This is a genomic window from Pseudomonas sp. 5.2 (assembly GCF_059025405.1).
Map to the genome: position 1 here is coordinate 183820 of NZ_JBYBHH010000009.1, position 16872 is coordinate 200691.

Here is a 16872-nt window from a genome sequence, read left to right on the forward strand (position 1 = left end):
GCAAATCTCTTTTTTAACAACCACTTACCATCCACGCCGATCAAACGCCAGCTTTTTTGCGGTGGTCATGGAAAACCATTGTTGCACAGCGACAGCGATGCCCACAAATTTTCATGTCTCACCATTGAAAATTTATGTCGCAAATTTGAATGTTTTTGCGCCATGCGCCGTGATAGCGGCTTGGCTCGAGTCTGAAGCGTTTCAGCCATGACTGCAAGAGAGGCTTGTGGCCGGCAGCCTGGGACAGAAAAGCCTGCCGCGCTCGGGCGCAGCAGGCTAGTCGAAAGCTAGAATTCGCTCAGCAACTGGGCGGCGGGGTGGTGCCGCCCGGCAGGTATCAGCGGGCCGTGGCCAGCTCTTGTTGGACGCTGGCGACGGTACGTGGCCAAGGTTTACCAGCCTGGACCTTCGCTGGCAAGTTCTTGATTGCCGCAACCGCTGCGTCACGGTTGGCGAAGCTGCCGTAAGTCACGACATACAGCGGCTTGCCCTGCAGGTTTTTCTTGAAGTAGCGATAGTCGCCACCCTGGGCTTTGACGAAGGCCTGGGCCGAGGCTTCGGAGCTGGTGCCGAGGATCTGCACCACGTAATTGCCCGGCTTCTGGCCTGCATACCAGCCACCACCGCTGCTGCCGGTAGCCGCAGGCTTCTCGACAGGCTTGGCAGCTGGCTTGGCTGTGGCGACCTGGGTTGGCGCAGGCGCAGGCTTAGCAGGTGCAACCGGTTTTGCAGGCTGGGTTGCGACGGGCTTTGGCGCAGGCGCAACCGGCTGAACCGGTGCACTGGCAGTCGGCTTGGACAGCGTCGGTGCCGGGCCGGCAGGCACGCCTTGCGGCGGTGCGATGGTGGTCACGGTCGGCGGGTTGCCAGGCTGCAGCGCGGTATTGCCGGCCGGGCTGCCCTCTTCGCCATCCCCCATGCCAGCGGCCTGGGCCAATGGTTCGCGCATCACCGGCTGCGACTGCCCTACCAGCGGCAGTGGCATCGGCTGCGACGAGCCGGAGAACTCGATGGCCGGGTTGCCATTATTGGCCTGGGCGGCGCCCGGCTGGCCTTCACCTAATGGCAATTGAGCCTGGGCAGCCGGCACCTCGGCAGGTGCCTTGTCGCCTTTCTTGGGCATGAGAACCGCGGCAGCAACGGCGACCACAACCACAGCGGACAGCGCGAGCACATGTTTCTTAGGCATTTTCAACCCCATGGATGGTCGCTTGGCCGTCGAACGGCTGGCGATCATGGCTTCGATCAAAGTGTCACGGGCGACCTGGTTGATTGTGCCAGGCCAACCGTCGGAGTGTTCATGGATATCGACGATCTGTTCGCGGGTGAACACCTCGATGCCCCGGCCGGCGCCATCCAGACGCTGCTCCAGGTACTCGCGGGTCTCCTCTTCGCTGTAGGGGGCGAGCTCGATAACGTGGAAACGCTCTTCCTCGATACTCAGCTCATCCAGCCCGGCAATCAGCGACGGTTCGCCGAACAGGAACACGTGCGGGCGCCCTTCCGGAACACCCGCCGCCAGCTCCAGCAACGCTTGGAGTGCCGACTCGTCGAGTTGTTCCGCATCGTCCACCAGCAAATAGACTTCCTGCCCGGTCAGCGCCAGTTGCACCACCTTCGACAGTATGGCCTGGACCTCAGGCTGGGCGACCTCAAGCGACTGCGCGACCTGGGCGAGCACGCTGGCCGCATCGCTGGCGCCACGGGCAGAAACCACCACGCTCTGCACCGATTGCTTGTTGGTACTGGCCACCAGGGCCTGGCGCAGCAAGGTCTTGCCGCTGCCCAGGGGGCCGGTGACCACCAGCATCAGCTGGCTGTAACGGGCCAGGTGATGCAGCTGGCCCAGCACAGGCTTGCGCTGTGCCGGGAAGAATTTGAAGCCGGGCACGCGGGGCGCGAACGGATCGTGGCTCAACTGGTAATGGTCGAGAAAGGCCTCATCGGCATGCAAACTGGTCATTGCGCTGTCACAACCTCAAAGCTGGGCCACGATCGCGCGGTAATCCGCCGACAGCGTGGCCTGAAGAATCTCTTTCGGATAGTCGTCGGTGATCACGGCCTCGCCCATCTGGCGCAACAGCACCAGACGCAGACGCCCGTCGAGCACCTTCTTGTCGACCGCCATGTGCTCCATGAAATGCGCCGGGGTCATTTCCTGTGGTGGCACCACCGGCAAACCTGCATCCTGCAACAGGCGGATTCCGCGATCGCGCTCGGCCTGGTCGATCCAGCCGAGCCGCATGGACATTTCCAGGGCCATCACCGTGCCCGCCGACACGGCTTCGCCGTGCAGCCAAACGCCGTAGCCCATATGGGTTTCGATGGCATGGCCGAAGGTATGCCCAAGGTTCAGGGTCGCCCGCACGCCGGATTCGCGCTCATCGGCACCGACCACCGCAGCCTTGGCTGCGCAGGAACGGCGGATGGCTTCGGTCAGGGCCGTGGAGTCCAGGGCACGCAGGGCCTTCATATTGTCCTCGAGCCAACCAAGGAACGGCTTGTCGCAGATCAGGCCGTACTTGATCACTTCGGCCAGGCCTGCGGACAGCTCACGCGCCGGCAGGGTCTTGAGGCTGGTGGTGTCGATCAGCACCGCGTTGGGCTGATAGAAGGCACCGACCATGTTCTTGCCCAGCGGGTGGTTGATACCGGTCTTGCCGCCGACCGAAGAGTCGACCTGGGACAACAGGGTGGTCGGCACCTGGATGAAATCGACGCCGCGCTGGTAGCAGGCAGCGGCAAAGCCAGCCATGTCGCCAATCACACCGCCACCAAGTGCCACCACGGTGGTACGACGGTCGTGCCGGGCAGTGAGCAGGCCATCGAAGATCAATTGCAGCGTTTCCCAGTTCTTGTGGGCTTCGCCGTCAGGCAACACCACGGGCAGCACCGAATAGGCACCCAGGGTCTTGGCCAGGCGTTCGAGGTACAGAGGCGCGACGGTTTCGTTGGAAACGATGGCGACCTGCCGCCCGGCAATGTGCGGCGCCAGCAACTCGGGCTGGTCCAGCAGGCCTTCGCCAATGTAGATCGGGTAGCTACGCTCGCCCAGGTCGACCTTTAGTGTCTGCATGTATCCCCACAATGTACTTGGGCGCGGCGCCGCTTGGGCGACGCACGCGGTAAGTTGAACCTCGCCTCGGCGCTGGTGGCCGAGAATAGTCCCGGCTTATCGGGGCGGCAACTGCTGCAAGCGTTCGAGAATATCGATCACCACCATGCGCGGTGGCCGCTCGTCGGTTTCAACGACCAGGTCGGCGATCTCGCGGTAGAGCGGATCACGCGCTTCGAGCAGGGCGCGAAGGGTCGCTTCCGGGTTGGCGGTACGCAACAGGGGGCGATTGCGATCACGTGCGGTGCGACCGACCTGCTGCTCCACCGAAGCATGCAGGTAGATCACCCGGCCGCCCTGGCGCAACGCCTGACGGTTGGCATCGCGCATTACCGCGCCGCCGCCGGTGGCCAGGACCACGCCGTCAAGCCCGCAGAGCTCGGCGATCATCGCCTGTTCACGGTCACGGAAGCCCGGCTCGCCTTCCTTGTCGAAGATCCACGGGATGTTGGCGCCGCATCGCAGTTCGATTTCCTTGTCGGAATCTTTGAACAGCAGGCGCAGCTCTTTGGCCAATAGGCGTCCAATGGTGCTTTTACCAGCGCCCATTGGCCCCACAAGTATCAAATTTCGCACAGAATCAACGACTCACAGCAATCGCCTGGTCACTCATGATACGCGGAGTCAGGAAGACCAGCAGCTCGGATTTTTTCTCTTGTAATACATCGCGTCGAAACAGCCGCCCAACATACGGCAGATCGCCGAAAAATGGCACCTTGTCGACCACATTGTTTTGCGTGGTCGAGTAGACGCCACCGATCACGATGGTCTCGCCGTCCGCCACGCGAACCTTGGCATTGACCTCGTTCTTGCGGATCGGCGGTACGTTGTTCAAGGCATTGACGTAATCAGGCTCGTCCTTGGTCACCCTGACCGTCATGATGACCTTGTTGTCCGGGGTAATCTGCGGGGTGACTTCAAGCGACAGGGACGCTTCGCGAAACGACACGGACGTGGCGCCGCTCTTGCTGGTTTCCTGGTAAGGCACCTCGGTACCTTTGAGGATCCTGGCCGTTTCCTTGTCGGCCGTGACCACCTTGGGCTGCGAGATGATTTCGCCATTGCCGCTCTTTTCCATAGCGCTGAGCTCAAGGTCCAGCAGGATGCCGCCACGCAGCAGGCCCAGGCCGACACTGGAGCCGGCACGCTCCACCCCAAGGTCGACGAACAGCTCCTTGCCTGGCCTTACATTCTCACCGTACAAGGGCCCACCCCAACGCACCCCAAGGCTCTTTTCGTAATCGACATTGGCCTCGACGATGCGTGCCTCGATCGCCACCTGACGCACCGGCACATCCAGCTGCGCCACCAGGTGGCGCAGCTCGGCAAGGCGGTCAGCGGGCTGGTAGGCCACCAGGGTATTGGTGCGCGCATCCACGCTCAAACTGCCTCGCCCAGTGAGGATGCCGTCGTCTGCCAGGGTTGCCAGCAACAGCTCTGCGAGCTCGGAGGCTACGGCATGGTGGATCGGCATCAGTTCACGCTGCAGCGGTTGCAATTGCGCATCCAGCGCCTGGCCTAGTCGGGCGTCGAGCGATTGCCCAGCAAGCTCCGCCGCCGGCGCCACCAGCAGCACATTGCCCTCTTCACGCCGGGCCAGGCCCTTGCTGCGCAGCACCAAATCCAGCGCCTGCTCCCAGGGCACATCCTGAAGCCGCAAGGTGATATTGCCCTGCACCGAATCGCTGGCAACCAGGTTCACGCCGGCATGGTCTGCCAGCACCTGCAATACGGCGCGCACCTGCACATCCTGAAAGTTCAGCGACAGTGGCTCACCCCGAGTGGGCGCTGCCGTCGCTAGCGGGATCGACAAGACGAACGCCGCCGCCCCCATCCATAGCCTTTTCATCCTTGTCCATGACCTCCTTGTCCAGGGGTTTTCGGAGGGTGAGTACGGCTGTGCGCTCATGCCACTCACGCGCCACGAACCACCGCTCGCGCACGTCGACCCGCTGCTCGTCGATGTGCACCACAACACCCTCATCGCGCCCGAGCCGGTCGCCCAGGCGCACGCGATACAACTGGCCTGCAGACAACAACAGCGCTTCATGCGCGCCGCCTTGCGCCAGGCTCCCAACCATTTCCAGCTGCGCCAAGGGCACACGGCCCAATTCGCCAGGTGCCACTTTCGCCGGGGCTGCAGAGAACGGATCGACCAACGGCGGCACGGCCACTGCCCGAGCGGGCAAATGCGCCAATGACTCAACGGCCGGCGCCGCTGCATCGGCATGATGCGCGTGAACCCTTAGACGCAAGCGCAACAACCCTGGCCGCCCATCGACTTCGTTTATGCTCAAGTCACCGACACGCAGCAGCCGCAGCTGCCCAAGCCATTCGTCCAACCACAGGCGCAGTGCTGCATACCGGCCCACCACCTGAACATCGAGGGGAATGGTTCGGTAGTGCGCCTGCTCCACCGCCTCATGCACATCGAGCCGCTCGAACAGCAGGCCAAATTCATGCCCTGAGGCGGCAAGCGAATCGAGCAGGTCACTCATGCCCTCGCCTGCGGCCAGACGCCACCGGGCAACCTGCAGCGCCTGCTGTGCGGCGGCCAGCGCAGCGCGCATGCGTGCCAGCTCCCGCACCTGCGCTGCCTTGGCCGAATGTTCCTCGCTCAACTGCTCATGCTGCGCATTCACTTGCCCATGGGCGTGCCGCAACTCCGGCAGGCGTAGCCCACACCCCAGCGCCAATACCAACACTCCCAGACCGACCGAAGCGCCCCACCTGAAGCGAGCGGAACGTTCGGCCATGCCCTGCCAGCTCACCCACCAGGCTGCATTCACGACCAAAACGCCGACACACGCGCTGTCAGGACAAACTCATCGCCCGAAGGCAGGTGCTTCACATGCTTGAGCTCCAGGCCTTGCAGTACAGCGGACCGCTCGAGGTCGCGCATGAACTGAGCGACCACAGCACCGGACGCGGCCTGGCCGGTCACCTGCAAACGGCCGCCCGCCAACGTGAGCTCAGTGAGCTGCAGACCAGCAGGCAACGCGGCCTCCAGGTCGCTAAGCAACGCGGGGAATACACCTTGATCGGCGCGCAGGCTGGCCAACACCGCGGCCTGTACCTGGGCAGCATCGTGGGCGGCACGGACATCGGCATGCTGCTCCAATTGTTCATCCAGCAGCGCAACGGCGGATTGACGGCTAACAGTGCTCAACCCTTGCTGCTGCGCACGTTGGCGTGCCAGTTGATCGATCAGCATCACGGCGCACAGGGCCAGCGCCGCACTGCCAAGCAACATCCACTGAAAGCGCCGAAGCATCGACCGGCGCTGCCGCTCGCGCCAGGGCAAAAGGTTAAAACGCATCATGGCTGTATGCCTCCGAGCGCCAAGGCGCATGCCAAGAGCATCTCGCCCCCACCAGGCTCCAACCCCACAATAGAAGGCAGGGGCCGACAGGGCAGCTTCACCTCTGCACTCAGGTTATCCAGCCACGCTTGCTCGATCGGTGAACTGCCGGCGACCAGCACGCATTCCAGTTGACTGTCGTCGCCCAGAAGCGCCGGCCATTGGCCAAGTGCTTGGCCAAGGTGCACTTCGCGGCGCTGCGCGGGCATGCCCTGCCGCCAACAATGCAGCGTCGCGCCTTGCGCTTCGATGCGCAGCAATGCCGAACCCGCAAGCGCGCCCTGCGGCAGCATCCGCTGCAACGCGATACTGTCGACCTCCATCGCCTCGGCCTGCAGCCCGGCTGCATCAAGCAGGGCTTCAACGGGCTCCAGCGCACGCTGGCGACAGGCCGCCACCATGACCTCCTGGCAATCGGCCTGGGCCTCGGAGGCCCCGAGCAACTGAAAGTCCAGCGCCAGATCATCAAGCGGAAATGGAAACAGGCGATCCGCATCAGCCAGCAACTGGGCCTCGATATCGGCTTCACTCAGGCCCGCTGGCAGTTGGCACACCTTGCAGATCACCTGATTTGCCGGCAGCGCCACCGCAACGCGCCGCTGCCGACTGCCGCTGCGCCTGCAGGCACGGCGCAACGCAGCCACTAGCCGGGCAGGGTCGCTCGCCCAATCAGCCCCACTGTACGGTTCATACGGCTCGTGCGCCCAGGCCGCGACCTGGCAACGCCCCTTGCGTCGCTGCAGCTGCACAATCCGAACGGAGTCGGGGGCAATTTCCACCCCCAAGAGTGAACCGGCATCCATGCCGAAACGTCCAAGCATCGCTGTTCCTTTGCTGTATGCCGCAAACCCGCGTCAGCGCTAGGCCCCAGCGGCCAAACGGTTCGACGGGCCACCTGGCCGGTCACCCGGCAAGGCGAAAAAATGCTTATAATGCCCAGCGTTTTTGGTCCGCCGGACCCGTACGCAATTCACTTATCAACCTGGACGCCCAAAAGCCTTGATACGTCTGCTGAAGTTCTTCTGGTGGTCTTCCGTCGCAGTCATTAGCGCGCTCGTACTCGGTGTGAGCGGTGCGTTTCTGTATCTTAGCCCTAGCCTGCCCTCGGTCGAGTCCCTCAGAAGCATCCAGTTGCAGATCCCCCTCAGGGTGTACAGCAGCGACGGCAAGCTGATTGCCGAGTTCGGCGAAATGCGCCGCTCGCCGATCCGTTTCGCGGAAATCCCCCCACAATTTATCCAGGCGCTTCTGTCAGCCGAGGACGACAATTTCCTCAACCACTACGGCGTTGACCCCAGCAGCCTGATGCGCGCCGCGACTCAGCTGGTAAAAACCGGCCATATCCAGACGGGCGGCAGCACCATCACCATGCAGGTGGCGAAGAACTTCTTCCTCACCAGCGAGCGCAGCTTTTCGCGCAAGACCAACGAGATTTTGCTGGCCCTGCAGATCGAGCGTGAGCTGACCAAGGACGAAATCCTTGAGCTGTACGTGAACAAGATCTACCTGGGCAACCGGGCGTACGGCATCGATGCCGCCGCACAGGTTTATTACGGCAAGTCGATCCGCGACGTGAGCCTGGCGCAAATGGCGATGATCGCCGGCCTGCCCAAGGCACCTTCGCGCTTCAACCCCCTGGCCAACCCGGTGCGCGCCAAAGAGCGTCGCGACTGGATTCTTGGCCGCATGTACAAGCTCGGCAAGATTGACCAAGCCAGCTACCAGGCCGCCCTGGCCGAGCCGCTCAACGCCAGCTATCACGTGCCGACACCTGAGGTGAATGCCCCGTACGTCGCCGAGATGGCCCGCGCCGAGATGGTCGGCCGTTATGGCAGCGATGCCTACACCGAGGGCTTCCGCGTCACCACCACGGTGCCGAGCGACATGCAGGAGATGGCCAACAAAGCCATTCTCACGGGCCTTTCCGATTACGATGAACGCCACGGCTACCGCGGCCCCGAGGCACGCTTCCCAGGCAAGACCCACGCAGCCTGGCTGCTGGAACTCAGCAAGCAGCGCACCCTGGGCGGCCTTGAGCCGGCCATCGTCACTCAGGTCGACAAGACCGACCTCAAGGTGCTGACCCGCAGCGGCCAGGAAGAAACCGTCGCCTGGGACACCATGAAGTGGGCGCGCCCGTTCCTCAATAGCAATTCCCAGGGCCGCGCACCGCAAAGCCCCGCCGATGTTGCCCAGGTAGGTGACCTGGTGCGCCTGCAGCGCCTGGACGACGGCAAGCTCAAGTTCAGCCAGGTGCCGGGCGCACAAAGCGCGCTGGTCACCCTCGACCCATACAACGGCGCCATTCGTGCCCTGGTAGGCGGCTTCTCGTTCGAGCAAAGCAACTACAACCGTGCCATGCAGGCCAAGCGCCAACCTGGCTCGAGCTTCAAGCCCTTCATCTATAGCGCGGCGCTCGACAGCGGCTACACCGCAGCCAGCCTGGTCAACGATGCACCGATCGTGTTCGTCGACGAGTACCTGGACAAGGTCTGGCGGCCGAAGAACGACACCAACACCTTCCTCGGCCCGATCCGCATGCGCGAGGCGCTGTACAAGTCGCGCAACCTGGTATCGATCCGCCTGCTGCAGGCCATGGGCGTCGACCGCACCATCGACTACATCGCCAAGTTCGGCTTCAACAAGCAGGACTTGCCGCGCAACCTGTCGCTGGCACTGGGCACCGCAACCCTCACGCCGATGGAAATCGCCACGGGCTGGAGCACCTTTGCCAACGGCGGTTACAAGATCACCCCGTACTTGATCGACCGCATCGAGAGCCGCAGCGGCGAGACCCTGTTCACCGCCAACCCACCCCGCGTGCCGCAAGGCGCCCAGGACCAGGCAGGCCTTGCCGCGCCAGAGCAGCCGATCAGCACCGCAGCCATGCCGGGCGAGGCGCCGGCCGCCTTTGGTCAGGTCACGCCAGCACCGCAAACGCCGGCAGTGGCGGAACAGATCATCGACGGCCGCACCACGTACATCCTCACCAGCATGTTGCAGGATGTAATCAAACGGGGCACTGGCCGCCGTGCGCTGGCCCTGGGCCGCACCGACCTGGCCGGCAAGACCGGTACCACCAACGAGTCCAAGGATGCCTGGTTCTCCGGCTACAACGCCGATTACGTGACCACGGTATGGGTCGGCTTCGACCAACCCGAGACCTTGGGCCGCCGCGAATACGGTGGCACTGCGGCGCTGCCGATCTGGATGAGTTTCATGGGCGCCGCCCTCAAGGACAAACCCAACCACGTACCGGCTGAGCCGGAAGGCATCCTCAGCCTGCGTGTCGACCCGGTCAGCGGCCGCGCGGCCTCGCCGGGCACGCCGAACGCCTACTTCGAGTTGTTCAAGGCCGAAGATTCGCCACCATCGGGGGATGAACTGGGCAACGGCGCGGCACCGGGAAGCCCGCTGCCAGCAGACGAAGCAGCGCCGATGGACCTGTTCTGACCCCTGACAGGCTAGCGCCGCCTGTGTAGGAGCGGCCTTGTGTCGCGATGGGCTGCGCAGCAGCCCCTTGCGAGACCTTCTGCTTTCGAGATCCTGGGGCCGCTGCGCAGCCCATCGCGACACAAGGCCGCTCCTACAGGGATCTACGCTGCCGACAAACGCACAATAAAAAGCCCCGGCTCATACGAGCCGGGGCTTTTTTGTGTCACTTACGGCAATCAGCCGTTGAACACTTCATCCACGCTGTTCAGCGGGTAGTGCTTAGGATACGGCAGGGTCGCCACACCGGACTCGATAGCAGCCTTGGCGACAGCATCGGAAACAACGGTGATCAGACGGGCATCCAGAGGCTTCGGAATGATGTACTCACGGCCGAATTCCAGGCCTTCGACGCCGTAGGCTTCGCAAACTTCCTTAGGAACCGGCAGCTTGGCCAGGTCTTTCAGAGCGATGGCGGCGGCAATCTTCATTTCTTCGTTGATGCGCTTGGCACGTACGTCCAGGGCGCCACGGAAGATGAAGGGGAAGCCCAGTACGTTGTTGACCTGGTTCGGGTAGTCGGAACGACCGGTGGCCATGATCACGTCGTTACGGGTGGCGTGAGCCAGCTCTGGGGAGATTTCCGGATCGGGGTTCGAGCACGCGAACACGATCGGGTTGGCCGCCATCGACTTCAGGCCTTCTGCGCTCAGCAGGTTCGGGCCGGACAGGCCAACGAACACGTCGGCACCGTTCAAGGCGTCAGCCAGGGTGCGCTTGTCGGTCGCGTGGGCGAACTGCGCCTTGTACTGGTTCAGGTCGTCGCGGCCAGCGTGGATCACGCCGCTGCGGTCGATCATGTAGATGTTCTCGACCTTGGCACCCATGCTGACCAGCAGCTTCATGCAGGAGATAGCGGCAGCGCCGGCACCCAGGCAGACGATCTTGGCTTCTTCCAGCTTCTTGCCGGCGATTTCCAGGGCGTTGATCATGCCGGCCGCGGTGACGATCGCGGTGCCGTGCTGGTCATCGTGGAAGACCGGGATGTCGCACTGCTCGATCAGGGTGCGCTCGATTTCGAAGCACTCTGGAGCCTTGATGTCTTCGAGGTTGATACCACCGAAGGTGATCGAAATGCGGCGAACGGTGTCGATGAAAGCTTGCGGGCTTTCAGACTCGACTTCGATGTCGAATACGTCGATGCCAGCGAAACGCTTGAACAGAACACCCTTGCCTTCCATGACCGGCTTCGAGGCCAGTGGGCCGAGGTCGCCCAGACCGAGGATGGCAGTACCATCCGAAATCACCGCAACCAGGTTGCCTTTACCGGTGTATTTGTAGGCCAGCTCTGGATCACGGCCGATTTCGCGCACGGGTTCTGCAACACCTGGGCTGTAGGCCAGGGCGAGGTCACGGGCGGTGGCGGTGGGCTTCGAGAGCTCGACGCTCAGTTTCCCCGGACGAGGTTGAGCGTGGTATTCGAGAGCGGCGGTTTTCAGGTCTGACATGGTGGGCATTCCGCTATTTACTGTTCTGACGGACCGCCGAGGATACGCAAAGAGCCGGGGAGTCACAAGACTGGTCGGTCACTTGTGTCAAGGCCTTTAGCCTACGACTTTACGCTATAACCCACGGGGCATACGAATCACAGTGTGTACAATCTAATACCGAAATGTCTACATCTTTTCAGCCTGAAATGCGTTCTAACATGCTCGGATCGGTCAATGGCAACACCCAGCGTCGCTGCCCAGGCTTCAGGCCGCCCTTGCGGGAACGATCCAGCACCCAGCCACGCGCCTCGACTTGGCGCCCTTTGAGATTATCGAAGAAGCTGGCCGGGAAGTTGCGTTGCAGACGAGCGGGAACCTGCAGCACCACGGTGCTATCCAGGGTCAGCCAGACGCCGCCGCGGTTACGTTCGACCGCCTCGATTCGGCCACCGATGACAGCGAACCCAGACTGCCTGACATCCCGCGCGCGCAGCACCGGGGAGCTGCGCCACAGGCCGACACCCGCCTTGCGCGCCGCTTGCTCGGCCAATTGCTGGCACCCCACCAGGCGCACATTGGGGGCAACGGCAACGCGGTAGCCGAGCCCCTCGCTGAGCAGTTGTGCTTCCAGATTGTTGCCAGTGCGGCCGTAGATGTGCGCCAGTGTGCGGCCGTATTTGTCTTTGCCCTCAACGCCCTGCACCAGCCCTACACGCCCGTCACTGGCTTTGACCAAGGCCTGCAAACGCCGCTTGGCCGCCTCGGCATAGGGCTCGCTGGTCCGCCCTTTGCGACCAATCTCCGGGGCGTTGATGCCGATCATGCGCACGCTGCGGCCGTCGGTCAGGCGCAAGGTATCGCCATCCACCACCTGCCGCACTGCTACCTGCTGAGGATTGGCCGGCAGCGGGCAGAACGCCTGGGCAGGAAGATGCCAAATCGCGCCGACAAAAAAAGCGCCCACAAGGGGCGCTTTTTTTTGCAACAGCGCGAAACCCGAGGGATTCGCCATGCGCATTATTACTTCTTGGCACCGAACATGCCGAAGCGATCGGCAAACTTCTGTACGCGACCACCGGTGTCCAGGACTTTCTGCTTACCGGTGTAGAACGGGTGGCACAGGTTGCAAACGTCGATCGACAGGGTGCTACCCAGGGTCGAACGGCTTTCAAACTTGTTGCCGCAGCTGCAGGTGACTGCAACTACTTCGTAGTTCGGATGAATATTTGCTTTCATGGTCACTTCCTCGAGCTGCGTGCCGCCACCCAACACCAATTGTTGAATACCGCACGTAATTAGGCGGCGAATAATACCAGAGCCCAGCCTCAGCGCAAGTTGTCGCTTGCACCGACTGTCGTCTGCTAGGCTCGCCAGTCTTTGAAATGCCCTTGCGAGACCTTCCGCGTGTCCGACGTCATCCTGCGCCTTGCCCTGCCCTCCCCGCTGCGTCGCCTGTTCGACTACAGGGCGCCGGCGAGCATGGCGCGCCAGCCCCTCACACCGGGCATGCGCATTCGTGTGCCATTCGGGCGCCGCGAGATGATCGGCGTGCTGGTGGAGGTGTGCGACCAAAGCGAAGTGCCCGCCGACAAGCTCAAACCGGCCATTGCGCTGCTGGACCCGGTATCGCCGCTGCCGCCGGCCCTGCTCAAGCTGTGCCTGTGGACGGCCCAGTACTACCAGCACAGCCTGGGCGATACCCTGAGCTGGGCCCTGCCGACCCTGCTGCGCCAGGGCGAACTGGCCGAGATGCGCCAGGAACGCTTCTGGCACGTCGCCGCCGATGCCCGCCACGATGACCCCCGCATCGCCCGCGCACCGCGCCAGCGCGATGCCCTGAAAACCCTGGCGCAGCACCCACACGGCGTGGCCCACAGCCTGCTGGGCAAGCTCAACCTGAACAAGGACAGCCTCGACCTGCTGCTGGCCAAGGAACTGGTCACCGTCGAAGTACGCCGCCACCTGCCGACGCCGCGCCACGAGCACTGGCTGGCGCAGCCCGAACTGCCCCTCAACGAAGAGCAGCGCAACGCCTTCGATGCCGTGTGCCTGGGCCTTGGCAGTTTCAACGCGTTTCTGCTGGCCGGGGTTACCGGCAGCGGCAAGACCGAGGTCTACCTGCAGTTGATCCGCGAAACACTGGAGGCCGGCAAACAGGCGCTGGTGCTGATCCCGGAAATCAACCTCGGCCCGCAGACACTGGCGCGCTTCGAGCAACGCTTCAACGCCCGCATCGCCTTGCTGCACTCGGCGGTCGGCGACCGCGAGCGGCTGGACGCCTGGCTGGCAGCCCGTGACGGCGAGGCCGACATCATCATCGGCACCCGCTCGGCGCTGTTCACGCCGATGAAAAACCCCGGCCTGATCATCATCGACGAAGAGCACGACGGCTCTTATAAACAGCAGGAAGGCCTGCGTTACCACGCCCGCGACCTGGCCCTGGTGCGCGCCCACCAGGAGAACATCCCGATCCTGCTCGGCTCGGCCACGCCGTCGCTGGAAACCCTGCACAACGCCCAGACCGGCCGCTACACCTTGCTGCGCATGAACCAGCGCGCCGGCGGTGCGCGCCCGCCGCGCATGCTGCGCCTGGACGTGAAAAGCCTGCCGCTGGACAGTGGCATCAGCGGCCCACTGCAGCAGGCCATCCGCCAGACCCTGGAAGCAGGCCAGCAAGTGCTGGTGTTCCTCAACCGCCGCGGCTTTGCCCCGACGTTGCTGTGCCACGATTGCGGCTGGTTGTCCGAATGCCCTCGCTGCGATGCGCGCATGACCGTGCACCAGCGTTCCGGCGTGCTGCGTTGCCACCACTGCGGTTATGACGAACGCCTGCCGCACCAGTGCCCGCAGTGCAACCATGTCGACTTGCGGCCGGTGGGCGCAGGCACCGAGCGCGCTGAAGAGCGCCTTAAGGTGCTGTTCCCGGACTACCCGATCCTGCGCGTGGACCGCGACAGCACGGCGCGCAAAGACGCCATGCACAACCTGTTCGGCACCATCCAGCGTGGCCAGCCGAGCATCCTGGTGGGCACCCAGATGCTCGCCAAGGGGCACCACTTCCCACGCGTGACGTTGGTGGCCATCCTCGACGCCGACGGCGGGCTGTTCTCCGGCGACTTCCGTGCCAGCGAGCGCATGGCGCAATTGATCGTGCAGGTTGCCGGGCGTGCCGGGCGCGCCGAAGAGCCCGGCAAGGTGATCATCCAGACCCACCTGGCCGACCACCCCTTGCTGGTCCAGCTGACCGAACAAGGCTATTTCGCCTTCGCCGAGCAAGCCCTGGACGAGCGCCGCGCCGCCGGCCTGCCGCCTTTTTCGCACCTGGCCTTGCTGCGCGCCGAAGCGCACAAACCGGGCCAGGCCGAAGGCTTCCTCGACGAAGCCTGCAGCGCAGCAGAGCGCCTGGTGGCCGAACAGCGCCTGCCGGGCATTGAACTGTTGGGCCCCGTACCGGCTCCCATGGAGCGCCGAGCGGGCCGCTTCCGCGCCCAATTATTGATACAGGCCAACACCCGGGCACCCCTGCATCGACTGATCAGCGCCTGGTTGCTAGTGTTGGAGCAAATGCCGAGCGGCCGACAGGTTCGCTGGTCGCTGGACGTGGACCCGGTAGACCTCTACTGACACCCTGAGCCTTGGCAAAGGTTGGCAACCCGCTCCCGGCAACGGATAATGCCCAGTTTTTCCACCTGCGCATCGAAGCGCTCCACCGCGCTTGCGGTCGAAAAGAGAACCCCATGAAAGACACCATTCGCCAGCTGATCCAGCAAGCCCTCACCCAACTCGTCACCGACGGTGTGCTGCCTGAAGGGCTATCGCCGGCGATCCAGGTGGAAAACGCCCGGGACAAGACCCACGGCGACTTCGCCAGCAACATCGCGATGATGCTGGCCAAGCCTGCCGGCATGAAGCCGCGCGACCTGGCCGAAAAACTGATCAACGCGCTGCCCGCCAGCGACGACATCAGCAAGGTCGAGATTGCCGGCCCAGGCTTCCTCAACTTCTTCCAGAACACCAGCGCTCTGGCCGACCGCCTGGACGCTGCCCTGGCCGATGACAATCTGGGCGTGCGCAAGGCCGGCCCGAGCGAAAAGGTCGTGATCGACCTGTCGGCCCCCAATCTGGCCAAAGAGATGCACGTCGGCCACCTGCGCTCGACCATCATCGGTGACAGCGTGGCGCGCGTGCTGGAATTCCTGGGTGACAACGTCATCCGCCAGAACCACGTCGGCGACTGGGGCACCCAGTTCGGCATGTTGATGGCCTACCTGCAGGAAAACCCGATCACCAGCGACGAGCTGTCGGACCTGGAAAACTTCTACCGCGCCGCGAAGAAACGCTTCGACGAGTCCGAAGAATTCGCCACCCGCGCCCGCGGCCTGGTGGTCAAGCTGCAGGCCGGCGACCCTGAGTGCCTGGCCCTGTGGACGCGTTTCAAGGACATTTCCCTGTCCCACTGCCAGAAAACCTACGAGCTGCTCAACGTCAAGCTGACCATGGCCGACGTCATGGGCGAAAGCGCCTACAACGACGACCTGGCCAACGTAGTCAGCGACCTCAAGGCCAAGGGCCTGCTGGTCGAGGACCAGGGCGCGCAGTGCGTGTTCCTCGAAGAATTCAAGAACAGCGAAGGCGAACCCCTACCGGTGATCGTGCAGAAGGCCGACGGTGGTTACCTGTACGCCACTACCGACCTGGCCGCCGTGCGCTACCGCAGCAATGTGCTCAAGGCCGACCGTGCCCTGTACTTCGTCGACCAACGCCAGGCGCTGCACTTCAACCAGGTGTTCGAAGTGGCGCGCCGTGCAGGCTTCGTCGGCCACCCGATGCAAATGGAACACATGGGCTTCGGAACCATGAACGGCGCCGACGGCCGCCCGTTCAAGACCCGTGACGGCGGCACCGTGAAGCTGATCGACCTGCTCACCGAGGCCAAGGAGCGTGCCTACGCCCTGGTCAAGGAGAAGAACCCGAGCCTGGCCGAAGACGATCTGCGCCACATCGGTGAAGTGGTCGGGATCGGCGCAGTGAAGTACGCCGACCTGTCCAAGCACCGCACCAGCGACTACAGCTTCAACTTCGAGCTGATGCTCAACTTCGAAGGCAACACCGCGCCGTACCTGCTGTATGCCTACACCCGCGTGGCGGGCGTGTTCCGCAAACTGGGCAAGGGCTTCGACGAGGTCGACGGCAAGATCGTGCTGCAGGCCGAGAAGGAGCTGGACCTCGCCGCGCGCCTGGCGCAATTCGGCGAAGTGCTTAACAGCGTGGCCGACAAGGGTACGCCGCACGTGCTGTGCAGCTACCTGTACGACCTGGCTGGCCTGTTCTCGAGCTTCTACGAGAACTGCCCGATCCTCGCCGCCGAAACCCCGGAGCAGCAACAGAGCCGCCTGCGCCTGGCTGCCCTGACCGGTCGTACCCTCAAGCAAGGTCTGGAACTGCTCGGCCTGGAAACCCTGGAGCGCATGTAA

13 protein-coding genes are annotated in these 16872 nt (G+C 63.4%); 3 read left to right on the forward strand and 10 right to left on the reverse strand.

The annotated features are described in order from the left end of the window. Positions 1-337 precede the first annotated feature (337 nt). From AC5PZ0_RS15865 to pilM, 7 genes are all read right to left on the reverse strand, one after another. On the reverse strand, positions 338-1963 hold the full coding sequence (locus AC5PZ0_RS15865; protein ID WP_027592359.1) for an SPOR domain-containing protein: 1626 nt from the start codon (positions 1961-1963) through the stop codon (positions 338-340). 15 nt (positions 1964-1978) lie between these two features. Then, the gene (gene aroB, locus AC5PZ0_RS15870; protein ID WP_027592358.1) at positions 1979-3076 is read right to left on the reverse strand and encodes a 3-dehydroquinate synthase; all 1098 of its coding nucleotides are present in this window, start codon (positions 3074-3076) and stop codon (positions 1979-1981) included. A 96-nt stretch (positions 3077-3172) separates the two neighbouring features. Beyond that, positions 3173-3691: a shikimate kinase AroK gene (gene aroK / locus AC5PZ0_RS15875; protein WP_027592357.1), complete on the reverse strand. Its 519-nt coding sequence runs from the start codon at positions 3689-3691 to the stop codon at positions 3173-3175. A gap of 4 nt (positions 3692-3695) precedes the next feature. Beyond that, complete coding sequence (locus tag AC5PZ0_RS15880; RefSeq protein WP_172960390.1) at positions 3696-4964, reverse strand: type IV pilus secretin PilQ; 1269 nt, start codon at positions 4962-4964, stop codon at positions 3696-3698. Further along, on the reverse strand, positions 4888-5871 hold the full coding sequence (locus AC5PZ0_RS15885; RefSeq protein WP_493855308.1) for a pilus assembly protein PilP: 984 nt from the start codon (positions 5869-5871) through the stop codon (positions 4888-4890). Before AC5PZ0_RS15885 ends, AC5PZ0_RS15880 begins: the two co-directional genes overlap by 77 nt. Before the next feature lie 29 nt (positions 5872-5900). Continuing rightward, complete coding sequence (locus AC5PZ0_RS15890; protein ID WP_265970267.1) at positions 5901-6437, reverse strand: PilN domain-containing protein; 537 nt, start codon at positions 6435-6437, stop codon at positions 5901-5903. After that, positions 6434-7297, reverse strand: a complete 864-nt coding sequence (gene pilM, locus AC5PZ0_RS15895) for a type IV pilus biogenesis protein PilM (protein ID WP_493855309.1) — start codon at positions 7295-7297, stop codon at positions 6434-6436. Before pilM ends, AC5PZ0_RS15890 begins: the two co-directional genes overlap by 4 nt. A gap of 181 nt (positions 7298-7478) precedes the next feature. On the opposite strand from pilM, the gene AC5PZ0_RS15900 reads away from it, so the two are divergent. After that, the gene (locus tag AC5PZ0_RS15900) at positions 7479-9929 is read left to right on the forward strand and encodes a penicillin-binding protein 1A (RefSeq protein ID WP_371918104.1); all 2451 of its coding nucleotides are present in this window, start codon (positions 7479-7481) and stop codon (positions 9927-9929) included. A gap of 218 nt (positions 9930-10147) precedes the next feature. Here the strand turns inward: AC5PZ0_RS15900 and AC5PZ0_RS15905 are convergent, their stop codons facing one another. From AC5PZ0_RS15905 to rpmE, 3 genes are all read right to left on the reverse strand, one after another. After that, positions 10148-11416 (reverse strand): malic enzyme-like NAD(P)-binding protein, encoded by a 1269-nt coding sequence (locus AC5PZ0_RS15905; RefSeq protein ID WP_027592351.1) that lies wholly within the window; start codon positions 11414-11416, stop codon positions 10148-10150. 178 nt (positions 11417-11594) lie between these two features. Beyond that, positions 11595-12416 carry a thermonuclease family protein gene (locus AC5PZ0_RS15910; RefSeq protein ID WP_454242818.1) on the reverse strand — a complete coding sequence of 274 codons (822 nt, stop codon included), beginning with the start codon at positions 12414-12416 and terminating at the stop codon, positions 11595-11597. A gap of 2 nt (positions 12417-12418) precedes the next feature. After that, a complete protein-coding gene (gene rpmE / locus AC5PZ0_RS15915; protein ID WP_027592349.1) occupies positions 12419-12634 on the reverse strand; it encodes a 50S ribosomal protein L31 in 216 nt (71 codons plus the stop codon). Between the two features lie 168 nt (positions 12635-12802). Here rpmE and AC5PZ0_RS15920 point away from each other — a divergent pair, with 168 nt between their 5' ends. Continuing rightward, positions 12803-15022, forward strand: a complete 2220-nt coding sequence (locus AC5PZ0_RS15920) for a primosomal protein N' (RefSeq protein ID WP_027592348.1) — start codon at positions 12803-12805, stop codon at positions 15020-15022. A gap of 113 nt (positions 15023-15135) precedes the next feature. Continuing rightward, positions 15136-16872 (forward strand): arginine--tRNA ligase, encoded by a 1737-nt coding sequence (gene argS / locus AC5PZ0_RS15925; RefSeq protein WP_027592347.1) that lies wholly within the window; start codon positions 15136-15138, stop codon positions 16870-16872.